Annotated in this window: 15 protein-coding genes; 4 read left to right on the top strand and 11 right to left on the bottom strand. The window is 43.4% G+C overall.

Translation table 11 applies throughout. From position 1 onward, the window contains the following. Positions 1-12: 12 nt before the first annotated feature. The 3 genes from NST16_RS03455 to sppA form a co-directional block, all read right to left on the bottom strand. On the bottom strand, positions 13-693 hold the full coding sequence (locus tag NST16_RS03455) for a DUF2953 domain-containing protein (RefSeq protein ID WP_268505258.1): 681 nt from the start codon (positions 691-693) through the stop codon (positions 13-15). Positions 694-768: 75 nt separating this feature from the next. Further along, a complete protein-coding gene (locus NST16_RS03450; RefSeq protein WP_340883928.1) occupies positions 769-1,263 on the bottom strand; it encodes an RDD family protein in 495 nt (164 codons plus the stop codon). A gap of 12 nt (positions 1,264-1,275) precedes the next feature. Continuing rightward, positions 1,276-2,283, bottom strand: coding sequence for a signal peptide peptidase SppA (sppA, locus tag NST16_RS03445; RefSeq protein WP_268448330.1), 1,008 nt, complete (start codon positions 2,281-2,283; stop codon positions 1,276-1,278). Positions 2,284-2,467: 184 nt separating this feature from the next. Between sppA and NST16_RS03440 the strand changes: the two genes are divergently transcribed. After that, entirely contained in the window at positions 2,468-3,271 is an 804-nt protein-coding gene (locus NST16_RS03440) for an NAD kinase (protein ID WP_010335303.1), read from the top strand. Between the two features lie 35 nt (positions 3,272-3,306). Here the strand turns inward: NST16_RS03440 and NST16_RS03435 are convergent, their stop codons facing one another. The 5 genes from NST16_RS03435 to NST16_RS03415 all read right to left on the bottom strand — a co-directional run bounded on the left by NST16_RS03435 (position 3,307) and on the right by NST16_RS03415 (position 9,348). Further along, positions 3,307-4,899 (bottom strand): amidohydrolase, encoded by a 1,593-nt coding sequence (locus NST16_RS03435; RefSeq protein WP_340883925.1) that lies wholly within the window; start codon positions 4,897-4,899, stop codon positions 3,307-3,309. 19 nt (positions 4,900-4,918) lie between these two features. After that, entirely contained in the window at positions 4,919-6,508 is a 1,590-nt protein-coding gene (mbcS, locus tag NST16_RS03430) for an acyl-CoA synthetase MbcS (protein ID WP_168748520.1), read from the bottom strand. A gap of 177 nt (positions 6,509-6,685) precedes the next feature. Continuing rightward, entirely contained in the window at positions 6,686-6,901 is a 216-nt protein-coding gene (locus tag NST16_RS03425; protein WP_010335306.1) for an alpha/beta-type small acid-soluble spore protein, read from the bottom strand. 92 nt (positions 6,902-6,993) lie between these two features. Continuing rightward, on the bottom strand, positions 6,994-8,199 hold the full coding sequence (gene thiI / locus NST16_RS03420; protein WP_010335307.1) for a tRNA uracil 4-sulfurtransferase ThiI: 1,206 nt from the start codon (positions 8,197-8,199) through the stop codon (positions 6,994-6,996). Positions 8,200-8,202: 3 nt separating this feature from the next. Next, positions 8,203-9,348: a cysteine desulfurase family protein gene (locus tag NST16_RS03415; protein WP_268472230.1), complete on the bottom strand. Its 1,146-nt coding sequence runs from the start codon at positions 9,346-9,348 to the stop codon at positions 8,203-8,205. Positions 9,349-9,540: 192 nt separating this feature from the next. Here NST16_RS03415 and brnQ point away from each other — a divergent pair, with 192 nt between their 5' ends. Next, complete coding sequence (brnQ, locus tag NST16_RS03410; protein ID WP_010335308.1) at positions 9,541-10,881, top strand: branched-chain amino acid transport system II carrier protein; 1,341 nt, start codon at positions 9,541-9,543, stop codon at positions 10,879-10,881. A gap of 89 nt (positions 10,882-10,970) precedes the next feature. On the opposite strand, the gene ezrA is transcribed toward brnQ, so the two are convergent. Beyond that, positions 10,971-12,659: a septation ring formation regulator EzrA gene (gene ezrA, locus NST16_RS03405; RefSeq protein WP_010335309.1), complete on the bottom strand. Its 1,689-nt coding sequence runs from the start codon at positions 12,657-12,659 to the stop codon at positions 10,971-10,973. 196 nt (positions 12,660-12,855) lie between these two features. On the opposite strand from ezrA, the gene hisJ reads away from it, so the two are divergent. Beyond that, entirely contained in the window at positions 12,856-13,662 is an 807-nt protein-coding gene (gene hisJ, locus NST16_RS03400; protein ID WP_229146489.1) for a histidinol-phosphatase HisJ, read from the top strand. On the opposite strand, the gene refZ is transcribed toward hisJ, so the two are convergent. Continuing rightward, positions 13,646-14,281 carry a transcriptional regulator RefZ gene (gene refZ / locus NST16_RS03395; RefSeq protein ID WP_010335311.1) on the bottom strand — a complete coding sequence of 212 codons (636 nt, stop codon included), beginning with the start codon at positions 14,279-14,281 and terminating at the stop codon, positions 13,646-13,648. The two genes, hisJ and refZ, sit on opposite strands and share 17 nt — an antisense overlap. Before the next feature lie 129 nt (positions 14,282-14,410). Between refZ and NST16_RS03390 the strand changes: the two genes are divergently transcribed. Then, the gene (locus NST16_RS03390) at positions 14,411-14,899 is read left to right on the top strand and encodes a GAF domain-containing protein (RefSeq protein WP_168748526.1); all 489 of its coding nucleotides are present in this window, start codon (positions 14,411-14,413) and stop codon (positions 14,897-14,899) included. A gap of 44 nt (positions 14,900-14,943) precedes the next feature. On the opposite strand, the gene NST16_RS03385 is transcribed toward NST16_RS03390, so the two are convergent. Further along, on the bottom strand, positions 14,944-16,689 hold the full coding sequence (locus NST16_RS03385; RefSeq protein WP_340883914.1) for a diguanylate cyclase domain-containing protein: 1,746 nt from the start codon (positions 16,687-16,689) through the stop codon (positions 14,944-14,946). Positions 16,690-16,762 lie beyond the last annotated feature (73 nt).

The raw sequence follows: 16,762 nt of genomic DNA, 5'->3' as shown, positions 1-16,762 counted from the left end.
TACGCTTCCTCCTTAAACTGATGAATCTTTCTTTGAAGTCATTCGAGCTGACGGATTCTTCTTTAATACAGAAAGCTCCCGTCCGTACTTAACGAATTTGAAAGCTGCAAGCATAGCATGTCCAAAGCGAAAAAAGAATATACACTGAAAATGGGTCTTGGAAACAGGGACTTGAAACGATGGAATCACGTCATAAACAGGCTTATTCACAAAGTCTAAATGGTTATGAAGCATAGCTGCAATACCGCCTTTGACTCCCCATACGGCACCTGTTAACACACCTGTCACCGCGGCGTCATGAACCCCGACGACTGTGACCCATTCGAGTTTTGTGATATGCAAATGCGCCATAAAAGAAGCGCTGATTTTTTTTAACTTAGTGACATGATGCAGAAACATTTCAATTTTATTGATGCTCTGCTGCACATCATCAAACGTGATTTTTTTCTTACTGCTGCTTTTTTTCACTTTCGATTTTGTGTTCTGTCTGATATCGACTGTTCCGTCATCTTTGTTCACCTTAATCGCCGGAATTGTTTTTTTAATCCGAACCAGGCCAAACAGCGCAGTAATTTTCAAGGTCAGTTTGTCATTATCATCAGCATGAAGATACTCCGCGGCAACATAAATTTTCATTCTGAGAAGCAGCACGATACCTATAAGAATAAGAATGGCTGACAGCACATATACCATATTCTTCACTTCCTCTAGGAAGCATTATCGCCCATTCAGCAAAAAATAAACCCGGACGGGGTCCGGGTTTATCTGTTATTTACGATATAATTTTTCGTGCACCACAGTTGTATCAGCAATATAATCATGAATCCCCTGTTTTTTAGGAGAAAAAGCGATGACGATATACAAGATCCAAATTTTATCAATATACCGCCCGACCACTTCACGAAAAATCACAGTGCTCCATGTCAGCTTATGGCCCTGCTTGACAGAAATTACTTTGAGGCCGAACACCATTTTTCCGAGCGTTTGCCTGAAGTATTTGGTCATCAGCGCAAAATATGCCAGATAAACGAAAAGCGTTGTAATACTGTACGCTGAGATGGTAAACATGCCGGATGTTTTCGGCAGATCCAGTAAAGTAAAGATGGGAGAAACGATTAAATGGTTTAATCCCCACACAACGAGCCAATCAAGCAGGAAAGCCCAAAAACGGACCCAAAAGCCCGCATATGCGTGTGTGAGCTGTTCCGCTTGATCCGGGCCTGCAAGGTCGCTGCGCTCTAACTCTTCATATGTCGCATCCATTATTGATCCCTCCTACTTCGCATAGAGATACATCATTCTCGGCGAACCGGATTGTGAAAGAACTTCTCTCATATTCAGAAAATCAATTTCACTTTTAAACATCTTGTTCGCTCCCATGGAAAACAGAGAGCCTAATCCGAAGCTTTCCTCGTAAGAGACGACAGAAGCGTTTTTCAAGTTTTTATGGTCCTTTTTCATGGCCGCAATTGTATCATCATAAAATCCAAGTTCATCGACAAGGTTCAGTTTTTTCGCCTGGCGCCCGTCATACACGCGTCCGTCCGCGATTTTCTTTACCTGTGCTTTCGATAGGCCGCGGCCTTCTGAAATGACATCGACAAAGCCTTCATAAGAGCTGTCAACCATAGATTGCATGATATTTTTTTCTTCTTTTGTCATCTCACGGGAAGGAGACATAATATCCTTGTGAGCCCCGCTTTTAATGGTCTCAAAAGAGATGCCGAGCTTATCAGCCAGCTTTGAGTAATTCACGCTTTCCATGATAACCCCAAGAGATCCTGTCAGGGTTTCCGGTGTCGCAAAAATTTTATCCGCAGCTGTTGAGATATAATACCCGCCGGAAGCTGCCATCGATCCCATTGACACATAGATTGGTTTTTTTGTTTCTTTTTTTACTTCTTCCAGTTTTTTATGTATTTCGGCACTTTCATACACTCCGCCTCCCGGAGAGTTTACCTTGAGTACGATCCCTTTAACCGCATCATCTTCTTTTGCCTGCTCAAGGTTTTTCAAGAATGTTCGGTGGTTATACCCTTCTGAACCGAGCAGACTGCTTGAATCACCATTATCCTGAATGGTGCCGCTGACCTCCAAAACAGCGATTTTGCTGGAAAGGCTTCCGTTTTCAAGCGTTACTTCCTGGGATTCATCTGTCAGTGACGTAAGGTCTGTTTGAGCACCCTTAACACTTTCAAAGAAACTCATTGAGATACTGACGATGATGGACACGCCAAAAATTCCAAGGGCGATCACTAATGCGATCCATCTTTTTGCATTCATTTTTTCTCCTCCTTTTCCCCAAACTCTCTCATTATACGATTGAAATGAAAAAATGTTTCATTAATGAGAAAGCTCCGGCTTAACGGGCTGCCGGCAAACATGGTACACTTATGACCAAAGGTATTTTATCACAAATACTGGATGGCAGAAAAACTTAAATATGACAGCAAAGGGGAAATGGGATATGACCGATCATCGCCGTAATGTTTATTTTTTTCACAAACAGGACCAGGAAACAAACAAACAAGTCAGTTCCTTAACACAATTGGCTGAAGAGAACGGATTTACTGTTGTCAATCAGCCTTCTGACGCCAATATTATTGCCAGTGTAGGCGGAGACGGTACATTTTTGCAGGCGGTCAGAAAGACGAATTTCCGTGACGACTGCTTATACGTCGGCATCACCAAAAAGGGGAAAGCTCATTTATACTGTGATTTTAACAGTGATGAGCATGAAAAAATGGTGGATGCGATGACATTTGAACAAATTGAGGTCAGAAAATACCCGCTGATTGAAGTGACAGTAGATCACACCAGTCCTTTTCATTGTTTAAACGAAGTTTCCATTCGATCGAGCATTATTAAAACCTTTGTGATGGATGTGCTGATTGACGATCTGCACTTCGAAACGTTCAGAGGAGACGGAATGATTATTTCCACGCCTACAGGCAGTACAGCTTATAATAAGTCTGTGGCCGGAGCCGTCGTTGATCCGCTACTTCCCTGCATGCAGGTGACGGAGCTTGCTTCACTGAACAATAATACCTACCGCACTCTAGGCTCTCCGTTTGTCCTCAGCTCTGAGCGAAAGCTGACGCTTCGTGTGGTGCAAGCCGGAAATGAACACCCGATTATCGGTTTGGACAATGAAGCACTCAGCACAAGAAACGTGAAAACGATTGAAATCAAGCTGTCTGATAAAAAAATAAAAACAGTGAAACTAAAGGACAATTCTTTTTGGGAGAAAGTAAAACGGACATTTTTATAGAAAATGAAAAGGACAGGCTATTCCCCTGTCCTTTTTTATTGGTGATTCTCATATACAATCTGACCGTTGATAACGGTTTTTTCTATCTTTAAAAGATGAAGCTGTTTCGGGTCAGTGGTAAACGGATCTTCGCTGAGAATGGTAAAATCCGCGTCATACCCTTCAGCTATTTTCCCCCGTGTCTGCTCTTTGCATATGATCTCAGCACTTCCTGCTGTATAAAGCCTGATAGCTTCATATACTGTTAAACACTCGCTTTCGTTATAGGTCGGGCCGTTTTGTTCGCGGCTGCTTGTCCGGAGCACCGCAGACTGAATGCCGAGAAGCGGCTCAACAGGCTCAATCGGAGCATCAGAACCCCCCGCACATAAAATGCCTTTAGAGATCAGTGTTTTCCAAGCGAAGGCTGTTTTCATCCGGGCTTCTCCAAGACGGTCAATCACCCACGGAAAATCACTGGCGACGAAATGAGGCTGAAGATCAAGAGCGATCGGCATCCTTGCTGCTTTTTCAATCAACTCATCATTCAGCACCTGAGCATGAATCAGACGATCAAGCCGGCCTCTTTTTGGCGGATGCTGCTCGACAGCCTGCAGCACTTTTTCAAAGGCAAGGTCGCCGATGGCATGAACGGCAACCTCCATTCCTTTCTCTCTCGCTTTTTGAACGAGGCGGCTGAGTGTTTCATCATCATGAACTTGAACACCGTTTGTGGAAGGATCGTCATGATACGGCTCTTTTAACAAAGCTGTTCTCCCGCCAAGCGCTCCATCAGAAAATATTTTCATGGCACCGAATTCAACGTACGGGCCAGACGGCTTCTTCATTTGCTCCCACCGATCAACCGCTTCATGATGAACGAGCAAATGACAGCGAAACGGATACTTCCCGCTTGCCGCGGCCGTCTCATAAGCTTTCATCGGAACGGACACATCGCCGTAATAGGACAAATCTTCCGAATGGCCGCCTGTCAGGCCTTTTGTCCAGCAATCCTGAATGGCCGCTGTAAGCGCCTGATCAACATAGTGCTGAGATACAGGCGGAACGGCTTGCAGGATCAGATCCTGTGCCTTATCAAACAGAAGCCCCGTCGGCTCGCCGTCTGCATCTCTTTCAATCACGCCGCCATCGGGATCAGGAGTGGCTTTTGAAATCCCTGCGGCTTGCAGCGCCGCAGAATTAACCGCTATTGCATGCCTGCATACCCGCTTGAGCAAGACAGGCCTGTCTGGGAATAAAGGATCAAGGTCATGCTTCGTCAAATAAGCCGGCTTCTCGAATCGATTTTCATTCCAGCCCTCTCCAATGAGCCAATCGTCTTTAGACAGGCTCTCTTCTCTTGCCTTCGCAGCCTGCAGCACAGCTTCTTTAGATGTATAGGAAGATAAATCAAGCTGGAGCTGTTTTTCTCCATGCCCGATCAGATGCAAATGGCTGTCCACAAACCCCGGAAACATGACTGCTCCATTCAAACTGATGTCTTGTGTTTCCGGCGAATTGTATTTCTTCTTCAGACTCTCATAGCTGCCGGTGCCTTTTATAACACCTTCCTCTACATAAACAGCCTCCGTTTGGTGGCCTTCTTCGAGCATCGTATAAATGAAACCGCCGTGCCATATCGCCTTCATTCACGTTCACTCTCTTTCTTTACGCCTTTTTATTGGCTTTGAGCTGTTCTTCACGTTTTCTTAATTCCACTCGTCTGATTTTTGCAGAAGCCGTTTTCGGCAGGCTTTCCACAAATTCAATCTCTCTTGGATATTTGTATGGAGCAGTAATGGTCTTCACATGGTTTTGCAGAACTTTGACAAGCTCATCACTGCGTTTTCCGTGATCTTGGAGGACAACGTATGCTTTAACGATGGAGCCCCTGATTTCATCCGGACTTGCGACAACAGCGCATTCTTTGACTTCAGGGTGCTTCACGAGCGCGTCTTCCACTTCGAATGGCCCGATCGTGTAGCCAGAGCTGATAATGATATCGTCATTTCGGCTTTCAAACCAGAAGTAACCATCCTCATCTTTTCTTGCTCTGTCTCCTGTTAGGAAATAATCGCCGCGAATTTGTGTTTTCATTCTTTCCGGATCTTTAAAATATTCTTTAAAGAGCGCCGGGGTGCTGAGGTGAACAGCGATATCGCCAACCTCACCCGTTTTGCAGATTTCACCGTCTTCATTGATGATCTCCACCTGATTTCCCGGTGTCGGTTTTCCCATGCTTCCCGGTTTAATATCCATATCCTTTAAGACACCGACTAAAAGCGTGCTTTCTGTTTGGCCGTATCCGTCCCGCACCTTAATGCCGAAGTGCTTTTGAAACACATCAATGACTTCACGGTTGAGCGGCTCGCCTGCGGAAACGGCACTGTGCAGGGCAGAAAGATCATAGCGGTCCAAGCCTTCAACCTTCGCCATTAAGCGGTATTCCGTCGGCGTACAGCAGAAGACATTGATTTTGTAGCGGTTTAAAAGTTCTAAATATTTTTCGGCTTTGAATCTGCCTTGATACACAAAACCTGTTGCTCCGCTTCCGAGTACCGCCAACAACGGACTCCACACCCATTTTTGCCAGCCTGGCGCAGCAGTCGCCCATACGGTATCCTGTTCAGAAATATCAAGCCAAGCGCCGGCTGATGTTTTTAAATGAGCAAATGCCCATCCATGTGTATGTACAACACCTTTCGGCTGTCCCGTTGTTCCGGAAGTATAAGACAAGAACGCCATATCTTCTCTTGTTGTATCAGCAGTTTGAAAACGGCTTCCATCCGCATCAATCGTTAATAGATTTTTCCATCCGGCATCATTTTCGCCAATAGACAGCTTAATCAGGCGGTCTGCAGTACTGACATCACGAAAAGCGCCAATAAATTCTGAATACACGATTGCACCTTTTACCTCAGCGTGTTCAATCCGATACTCAAGATCTTTCGCGCGAAGCATTTCTGAACAAGGAATAACGACCATCCCCGATTTCAGGATAGCCAGATAAACGGCATAGGCTTCGAGCACACGCGGCACCATTACAATCAGCTTGTCTCCTTTTTTAAATCCAAGATCCGCCAGAGCCGCACCGATTTTATTTGTTTCTTCCATAAGCTTTTCATACGACCATGCGTTTTGTTTGCCTGATTCATCCTCCCATAATAGGGCGGTTTTTTGTCCAGTTGCACTGAACTTTTCGATTTCATTAACTAAATTGTATTCCATTGGGGCAATTAAATCTTCTCGTTTCAACACGAACAACTCCTCACTTTCTCCACCCATTATACATAAATACATGCCGTTTCCGTAAGGATATGCCTAAAAACAAGCTCTATAAACATAGGTTTTTATAGGCCGCTGGTCCTTTTTTATAAAAAAACGAAAAAGAGTGGGGAAAAGCCCCACTCTTAAGCCATTATGTGAAATTGTCAATTAGAATTGTCCTCCGCCCATGTTTTGTTGAGCAAAAGATACAAGACGTTTTGTGATCTCTCCTCCAACAGAACCGTTAGCGCGAGAAGTTGTTTCTGCTCCAAGGTTTACACCGAATTCAGAAGCGATTTCTAATTTCATTTGGTCGATGGCTTGAGCAGCTCCTGGTACTAGGAGTTGGTTACTGCTGTTACCGTTTTGACTGTTTTGTGCCATGTGTCTCACCTCCTTGTGAGTATAGAATGTGTCAAAACACATGGCTTCATACAGAAAATCTTTGGTAATTGTATACAGGAGCCGGCTCTTAGTTAAAAGAGTTCTGCGAATTTATCGTTTGCTTCTTGTTCGCTATATAATGTCATCGTTTCAATGTGATCAACCGCCTCTTGAATCAGCGGTTCAAAATCCACAAAGCTCTCAAAGTGTTCGATTTTTTCTTTTTTCGGGCGTGTTTTCGGGCTTGGCGGCGTAAAGATCGTGCAGCAATCTTCAAATGGCTGGATGCTTGTTTCGTATGTGCCGATTTCCCGTGATTTTTCGATGATTTCTGTTTTATCCATGGCGATTAACGGACGCAGAATCGGTGTAGACGTAACCGCATTAATCGCGTACATGCTTTCAAGCGTCTGGCTCGCTACCTGCCCGAGGCTTTCCCCCGTAATAATCGCGAGCCCGTTTCTTTTTTCTCTGATTCTGTCGGCAATTTGAAGCATTAAGCGGCGGGTTGCCGTCATCGTATAGTTTTCAGGAATTTGTTTTTGGATCAGCTCTTGCGTCTTTGTAAACGGGACGATATGAAGCGTCATGCTTCCCCCGAAGCGAGAAAGACACTTCGCTAAGTCCATCACTTTTTGTTTCGCACGTTCGCTTGTGTATGGCGGGCTGAAGAAATGGACAGCTTCTACTGAGAGTCCTCTTTTCATAGCGTAAAAACCGGCTACCGGGCTGTCAAAGCCGCCGGAAAGCATCAGCATTGCTTTCCCCGCCGAACCGACCGGAAGACCGCCGGCGCCTTTTTCATTGCGAATCGTCAAAAAGGTTGCTTCCTCCCTGATTTCAATTCTGAGCGGAATGTCTGGATTGCGGACATCAACTGTCAGCCCTTCTGTATTTCGCAAAATATGGCCGCCGATTTCAGCGTTCATTTCATTTGTATCTAATTCAAACTGTTTATGCGCTCTCTTTGTCGCGACTTTAAATGTATCTCCAGGCTGATATTGATCCTTGATCGCCTGCAGGGCAGTTGTCTTAATATCATCAAGACGGCTCTCACACTTAATAGCCAGGCTGAAGCTTTGAATGCCAAACACTTGTTTCAAGTGAGGAAAAAGAGCCTCAGGGTCCACTCCATTTAATGTAATTGTCATACGATCCCGATTAGAAAAGTATTTTAATGTTGGATAGTCTTTTAGGACAAGCCTGACGTTTTGCTTTAAGCGTTCAATAAAACTTTTTCTGTTTTTTCCTTTGGTTGATATCTCCCCAAAACGAATTAATATATGATCGTAATTCATGTTCTACCTCATCATTTTTTTTAGTTTTTTGATGCCAGGCACAAGCGCGTTCATAAATGGCTCTGTCACATCGCTTGTCTGGCTGTAGTTTAAGCTGATTCTGATGCTGCTTCCGGCGATCTGCTCTCCCTTGCCCATCTGTAACAGGACTTTGCTCGGTTTATGTTCCTTTGCCGAGCAGGCTGATGTCGTTGAAACGAATATATCCTTTTCCTCCAGCATGTGCAAAAGCACCTCCGCTTTTATGCCCGGCACAGAAAAATTAATGATATGCGGGGCGCTATTGCTTTGAGGAGTATTTAAGACAACACCGTCTGAATCACTCAGCTTTTTCATAAACAATTCCTTTGCGGCCACCATTCTTTCAAGGTGATGATGATAATCATCAGCCGCAAGATTGATGGCTTTGGCTAGTGAAACCGCACCTGCTGTATGCTCGGTTCCTGCACGTATGCCTTTTTGCTGAGTGCCGCCTGTTATCAGCGGGATAAGACGCGTTCCTTCCTTTACAAAAAGTGCACCTGTCCCCTTCAGTCCGTGGAATTTATGGCCGGATATTGAACAAAGATCAATGCCGGCATTCTCAATCGCCAAAGGAACTTTAAAGATGCCTTGCACATAATCAACGTGAAACAGAATGTTCGGATACTGCTTCAGCACTTCCCCGGCCTCTTCAATCGGCTGCACGGAGCCAACTTCATTGTTTACATGCATCATGCTGACAAGCACGGTATCCGGCCGAATCGCATCTTTCAGCTCCTTAATGGAAACAAATCCATCTTCATTTACTGAAAGATAAGTTACTTCAAACCCGAATAGCTCTGTCAGCTGCTCCAAAGATTCAGTAACGGACGGATGTTCAATAGAAGTGGCAATGATATGTTTGCCTGTTTTTATCTTTGACAAAGCGGCTCCTTTTAAAGCCACATTATTAGCTTCTGTAGCACCTGACGTAAATACAATATCATAATTCTTTAGGCCCAAGGCTCTTTTTATTTGATTTTTGGCTGCCTGAAGCAGCTGTTCTGTTTCGGCTCCATATCGGTGCAAAGATGAAGGATTGCCAAAATATCGGCTGCTAGTCTGTTCATAAACGTTCAAGACTTCATGATTAGGTTTGGTCGTTGAACTATTATCTAAATATATCATCTTTTTTTACTCCTTTATGAAAGCGGTACAAGGTATGATATTTATGTTACCATAACAAAATTTAATAGAAAATTACAAAAAGCTAGTATTGACTTCTAAATTTTTTACCATATAATAAGATTTGTTCGTTTCGTCATATTATCTGACAATTAATTGACAGAATATTTTAACATAATTATTAGGAGGATTTTCATGAAACACTCACTGCCTGTCAAAGATACCATTATTATTGGTTTCATGCTATTTGCGCTATTCTTTGGAGCAGGAAATATGATTTATCCGCCGGAACTTGGACAAGCAGCCGGACATAATGTCTGGAAAGCCATCGGCGGATTTTTACTGACCGGGGTAGGCCTGCCTCTTCTCGGAATTATTGCTATTGCATTAACCGGTAAGGATGCTAAAGGACTTGCTGATAAAGCTCACCCTGCATTCGGTACAGTATTTACCGTTGTACTTTATTTATCAATCGGACCATTATTCGCCATCCCAAGAACAGGAACCGTTTCTTATGAAATTGGTGCAGTTCCGTTTCTGACTGGCGTTCCTGAAAGACTGTCTTTATTAATTTTTACAATTATCTTTTTCGGCATTACTTACTATTTAGCGCTAAACCCAACCAAAGTCGTGGATCGAATTGGAAAAATTCTCACGCCTATTAAATTTACAATTATCTTAGTGATTGTTCTCAAAGCGATTATCACGCCAATGGGCGGTTTGGGCGCAGTTACAGAAGCATATACAGGTACACCGGTATTTAAAGGATTTTTGGAAGGCTACAAAACAATGGACGCGCTTGCTTCCATCGTATTTGGTGTTGTCGTTGTAAATGCTGTGAAAAGCAGAGGCGTTACACAATCAAAAGCTCTTGCCGCAGCCTGTATTAAAGCCGGAATAATTGCTGCATTAGGGCTGACATTCATTTATGTTTCTCTGGCTTACCTAGGTGCAACAAGCACGAACGCAATCGGACCTGTTGGTGAAGGAGCTAAAATACTATCAGCGTCGTCCCATTATTTATTCGGTTCATTGGGAAATATCGTACTTGGGTCAGCTATCACAGTCGCGTGTTTAACTACAAGCGTTGGGCTTGTCACTTCCTGCGGCACGTATTTTTCAAAGCTCATCCCTGCACTATCATATAAAGTTGTCGTTACCATTGTCACTTTATTCAGCCTGATTATCTCTAATTTCGGGCTTGCTCAAATTATCGCTTTTTCAGTTCCTATTTTATCAGCTATTTATCCGCTTGCCATTGTCATTATCGTTCTTTCATTTATTGATAAGCTCTTTAAAGAAAGACGTGAAGTTTACATTGCATGTTTAATCGGCACAGGATTATTCAGTATTTTAGACGGTATTAAAGCAGCCGGTTTTTCGCTCGGAGCTCTAAATACGTTTTTAAATGAGAATCTCCCGCTATACAGCCTTGGTATTGGGTGGGTAATTCCTGGAATTATCGGAGCAATTATCGGCTATATTCTTACCTTTTTCATCGGTACACCCAAACAACAGCTTAAAGAAATAAGTTAATATCATGGTCGCCTGCGTTACTGCGCAGGCGTTTTTTTAATAAAAAAGAGCCCGCTCATCAACTGCGGGCTCTTTTTACGATCTGAATGTTAAGCGGATAAATCAGCTTTTATTTTTTTTACAGCGCCTGGCGCAGCTTTCTCTACAGCTGCAGCCGCAATTTCATAGGACTGTTCATAATCATAAGCGTAAAACCGTCTTTCCGCTTCTTTCAGCTGTTCAGATAAAATATGGTTCTGGCTTCTGAATCGGTTTCCGAACTGAATGATTTTTTCAATCAGCATAACCTGCTCTACCAATTCCTCTGATTCCCGGCTTGCCCTGTTCACGATATCTTCCGCTTCTTGCAGATGGGCTCCGGCTTCTTCCATATTTAAAGGAATTTCGTTTAATTGATTGACCGTCTCTTGAATGTGATGATGCGCGTTTTCCAGCATCTCTTGAATATGGCTCGGGATGCCCGGGATGTTGCTTATCTTCAGCAGTCTTGCAGTTTCAGAAATGGTTTTTTTCAGATTGCTGAGCGTCTCTCTCGCCTGCAGTTCTTCTTTTCTAAGAGCCTGCAGCTTTTCACGATAATCCGCATGGTCTTTTTTCACTTCTTCAATTTGCTTCTCAATTGATGCGACCTCTTCAACTAAAAGAGAGTAGGCGACATGCTCTGCATCCAGCTTATCTTTTACTGACGCAAGCAGCTTACCGACTTCATCAATGCGCTTTTCAAAGGCCTGCTGTTTGCCTAGCTCACCTGCTGTCAGTCTATAGCTTTCCTTCACCAGTTCAGTTTCCGCCTTTGTCTGCTCCTTCTCTTCTTTCAGCTTATCGTAAGCAATGATCAGCTCAGGCATTTTGCTTAACACAGATTGGCCTGCTTCAACTTCACCCTCGAGCTGCTGGTAAACAGATTGAATATTTTCGTCTATGAGCTGCAGTATGGCAGAGGCTTCATCAATATCCAGCTCAGTCATCAAAACATGTTCTGCCCGTTTCAGCTGATTTGACAGGTTTTCCAGTTCCTTATCAATCTGGATATGCTCAAGCTTATACCCTTTCTCTTTCATTTCGCGATATCCGTCTTTGAGCTTTGCAATCTGGCCCGGCAACGTCTGCTTGCAGTCGGCTAACAGTTTCGGCACATCATCTATGTACGACTGAAGCCTTTCAAGATTGCGATCCTGCTCAAGGAGAACTTTTCTTGCAGTAATGTAGTTCCCGCCCTCTGTCTCTTCTTCAAACTGTTTGATCCCGCTCCAGATCTCGTCAAGATCTGCTTCAAGGCTGTCATAAAGCTCTCCGTAAAGGTGGCTGTATGCCAGCAGGTTTTTTCGGGACTTTGAGTAGCGTTCTCTTACTTGTTCAATCTCTTCGCGGCTCTTTTCTTCACTTGTGACGAGATTGCTAATTTCCCGGAGTATCTTTTCAATGTTCGATTCCGCCGCTGTCAGGAGATCGTCGATATGAACGAGCACTTGATTGGCTTTTTTAAACCGGTATTTGTCCGCGCATTCTTCGGCATCATAAAGGAGCTCTTCAACTTTCGGCATATGGGCAGTGACAATCTCATCCCATTCTTCACGCCATTTCTCAAAGAACTCTTCTGTCTGCCCCGTCATTTTCAGATGTTTAATTTTGGACATTTCTTCCACTATCGATCGATTGAGAATTTCAATCTTCCAAGATTCCAAACGATCAATTTCCGTGTAGATTTTTTTCCTGAAAAAGTAGCCCGCTGCAAACAGCGCGAGCAGTACAATTAATAATCCAATGACAAACTCCATAATGAGCCCCCTTGCTGTTAACCTTAATCTGTCAGGGTGTTTTATTTATTCAGAAAGATTTCAGGATATGTATTGAGAAAAACTGTCGTTTTCATTGTTATTATGATACCATGTAACCAACATTTTTTGAGCAGAAATCAAAAACTTTTTGTGCAAAATCGGCAGGATTTGACTATTTTTTCACGGGGTGACACCAATGCTAAAGCGAGACGGACATATTCACACACCATTTTGCCCTCACGGAACAACAGACACACTCAGGCAATATGCGGAGGAAGCGATAAAAAAAGGCTTTCAATCGATTACGTTTACAGAGCACGCTCCTTTGCCTCCCTCTTTTACCGACCCGACACCGCAAAAAGACAGCGCGATGGCGCAAGCCTCTTTGGAACACTATATTAATGAAATTTCCGGTTTAAAAAGAGAATATCGCGGACAGCTTGACATACGGACCGGGCTCGAGGTCGACTATATCGCTGAATACGAAGGTGAAATCAAATCGTTTCTGGATGCATACGGCCCATTTTTAGATGACAGCATCTTATCCGTTCATTTTTTGCGCACGGGCTCGTCCTATCTGTGCCTCGACTATGATGAGCATACATTTAAAGAGCTGATCTCAGAGTGCGGAAGCATCGAAGCTGTATATGAACTGTATTACCGCAGCATTTATTCTTCTATTGTAGCATCTCTCGGCACCTATAAGCCAAAAAGAGTCGGTCACATCACACTCGTCAAAAAATTCATCAGGCTGTTTCCTTATAAAATGTCCGATCATATTCGCAGACTTGTTTCTGAGTGCCTGAACGCTGTCGAGGAAAATGGCATGGAACTTGACTTTAATACATCAGGTCTAAGAAAAACATACGCGGGGGATATTTATCTGGAGGACTGGATGATTGAGGCGGCGAAGCAAAAAAATATCCCGCTTGTGTTCGGGTCTGATGCCCATCAAGCGGGTGATGTCGGATACGCGTATGTGAAGTTTACTGAACTGCGCTAATTTGTGACCGCATGTCTCCTGTCCGGAATACGCTTCTGATCCAAATCTTGATTTCTTCAAAATACATTTTATAAAAGTACGGCTCGTGCGGCTGCATATAGAGCACTTCTGAAATGTATTGAGGCTGGAGATAGGGCATCATCAAGAGAGATTTTAATTGAAGAATAAAATGAGGCAGCGGCAGCGTTAAATGTTCTCGCTGTTTTTCTCCTTCCTCAATAATCAGCTGGAAGATATACTTTTCCTTCATCAGGTACGTCGACATAATCTCTCTTATTAAAGTCGAATCAATGGTGACTTCCCGGTAGACAAACCGAGTTAATTGACGATTGTTATGCTGATAGGATAAAATATCGAAAACCAATTGGAGAAGCTGTTCCTGCGTGCTTTGAAAAGAAATGTTGCCTGCCGCTGTTTCAAGTGTTTTATTGTAGCCTTCGTAAAACTCTGAAACTAAGTGTTCCATCAAGCCTCCTTTGCCTTTAAAATAGTAGGAGATGTGCGCAACATTTACATCAGCTGACTTTGCGATTTCACGGACAGATGTGCCAGAAAATCCTTTTTGGTTAAAGAGCATGACAGCAGATTCAATAATTTTGTCTTTGGTGCTTACTTTCATACCGGCTCACTCCTTCCTCTTGTTACAAATTCAAGGAGAAGACCGGCTGTTCCTGTAAGAACTTATCGACAAATGCCGGCAGAAAAGCCGGGATTTTGTTTTATATTATAGAAAAAGTGAGGGTTTTCCATGTTTCATGTCGAACAACAATCCGGAGATAAAGAAAAAGACTATCAGCTTCTTCTAAAACAGCTCGAAGCCATAACAGAAGATGAAACAGATCAAATTGCAAACTACGCAAATGCGTCAGCACTGCTTTATCATTCATTGCCTGAGGTCAACTGGGCCGGTTTCTATTTTGCTAAGGAAGGGGAAGGACAGCTTGTGTTAGGGCCGTTTCAAGGTCTGCCGGCATGTGTCCGTATTCCTTTCGGTAAAGGCGTTTGCGGAACAGCATACGCAAACGGAAAAGTGGAGCGAGTTGCAGATGTAAACGCATTTCCGGGACATATTGCCTGTGATGCAGCATCTCAATCAGAAATTGTGCTTCCGATTCATGTAGACGGGAACCTAGTCGGCGTCTTGGACATTGACAGCCCTGTCAAGAACCGATTTGATGAGATCGATGAAAAGTATCTTTCACAATTTGTAAAAACCCTTGAAAAAGCTTTAGTGTAATGCATACAACAAAAGCCCAAAACATGTAGCGCTTTGGGCTTTTTTCATTTTTTTATCGACTCGTGAATCATCAAACGGTTTTTCCCGCTGCGTTTTGCGGTGTAAAGCGCTTCGTCGGCCTCGTGAACAAGTTCCTTCAAGGACTTTTTCGATGCTGAATCCCAGCAAGAGATCCCGCATGAAATCGTCACCTCAGGCTTTGTGCTTTTTCTCACTGCACAAACAAGCCTTTCGGTAATCCGTTTCCCGACGGCTACTGTCACATTCGGAAGGTAAACCGCCAGCTCCTCGCCCCCCCAGCGTGCGCCAACATCATGTTTTCGGATATTGCTTTTGATGACAGAAGCGACCTGTATTAAAATCTCGTCCCCTGTCTGATGTCCGTACGTATCATTTACATTTTTAAAATTATCAATATCAACAAGAATAAACACGCCTTTTTGATGAATTTTCATGCTGTATTGGATTTTTTCATCTAAATAGACTCTTGAATACAGCTCTGTCAGCTGATCCGTTTTCACAAGATGCTCAAGGCGGTCGCGAAGCATCGAATTGGTCACAGCCAGCGTGGCGTGATGAATCAGCGCTTGGAACAGCTTGTACATTTCAAAGGTAAAAGCGTACATTTCCTTTTTCAGCAAAACGGCAAATCCCAGGAGCCGGTCATTCTCAATCATCGGAACAGCCATAAGCGAACCGTATCCGGCTTTTCCGAAAACAGACTGTCCATTTCCGATAAAAACACCCTTTTCTCCTTCGTACAGTTTTTCCTTTATTTCATTATATATATCAGACGACTTCGTTTCTTTAAAAAATGCTGTGCTCCCGGGAAGCAGTGTCTGCTGTTCAAAATGGTCAATATGGAAAAAACCCACTTCTTCAGCATGAAATGATTCAGCCATTCTCACAGCAAGATCGTTCATCGTATCCGTCAGCGTCAGCCGCTGGTTAAGACGGCGCGTTGTTTCATTAATTAATTCCAAGTTTGCAATACTTGTTTTGGATTGTTCATAGAGCTGGGCATTTTCAAACGCCTTTCCCGCCGCATTTGCTATCAGTGACATTTCATCAAGGTACGCGTCGGTAAGGGGGCTGTCTCCCGCCCCATCTGCCATCAGAACGCCGTACGTTCCCTGCTGCCCTTTAATTGGAATGTAAGCGGTCGTTTCATTTTTCCGCAAAATGTCCCCGGATAGATAGACTTTAAGCGCAAAGGAATCGGCATCCTCCCCTTCCATATACAGCTCTGTTGCAGGAACACCTAAACATTGGTCCTGATCATGGGAAATAAACAGAGAAAATTGAAACAGAGGAAACGTGGTGTGTAAGCTTTCAAGAAGCTTCTTCAGCACTTCCGTCTGATCGAGCAGCGAATGGAACAGTTCGGTCATCTTGTATATCTTTTTTTGATAGACTGTTTTGATATAAAGTCTTTCCTGTTTCATTGACTGATTCAAAAAAGAAGAAATCAAATCCGGAAGCTCTTCCGGAAACACTCCGTCCTGCCTGCATGTTAAATGAAAGCTCCTGCCGGAGACATGATCTTCAATAACAAAAAATGAGGCATTTATTTTCAATGCGGAAAAATGCACTTCCTCCTGTGCCATTTGTGCCATGTGATCAGATGGAGAAGGTAAAAGGGATACGCAAAGTGATGGAAAATATGTTTGAATAGCCGAAGTCAGCCATAAAAGAGAGTCGGTGAATGAGACCTTTTCAGATTTGGCTAATAAAAAATCGAGCATATGATAACGAAAGGCGGGTAATTGATCTTTTGTTTCTTCTATCATGTTTTATCACCTAAAAAGTTTACCACTAATTTTTGTTTATTATATCACAACAGCGAAGCAATAATGAACGAAT

Source organism: Bacillus sp. FSL K6-1005 (assembly GCF_038000225.1).
GTDB classification, from domain to species: Bacteria; Bacillota; Bacilli; order Bacillales; family Bacillaceae; genus Bacillus; species Bacillus mojavensis.
Note: the sequence above shows the minus strand (reverse complement) of the source record. Positions and strands in the feature narration are given on the sequence as shown.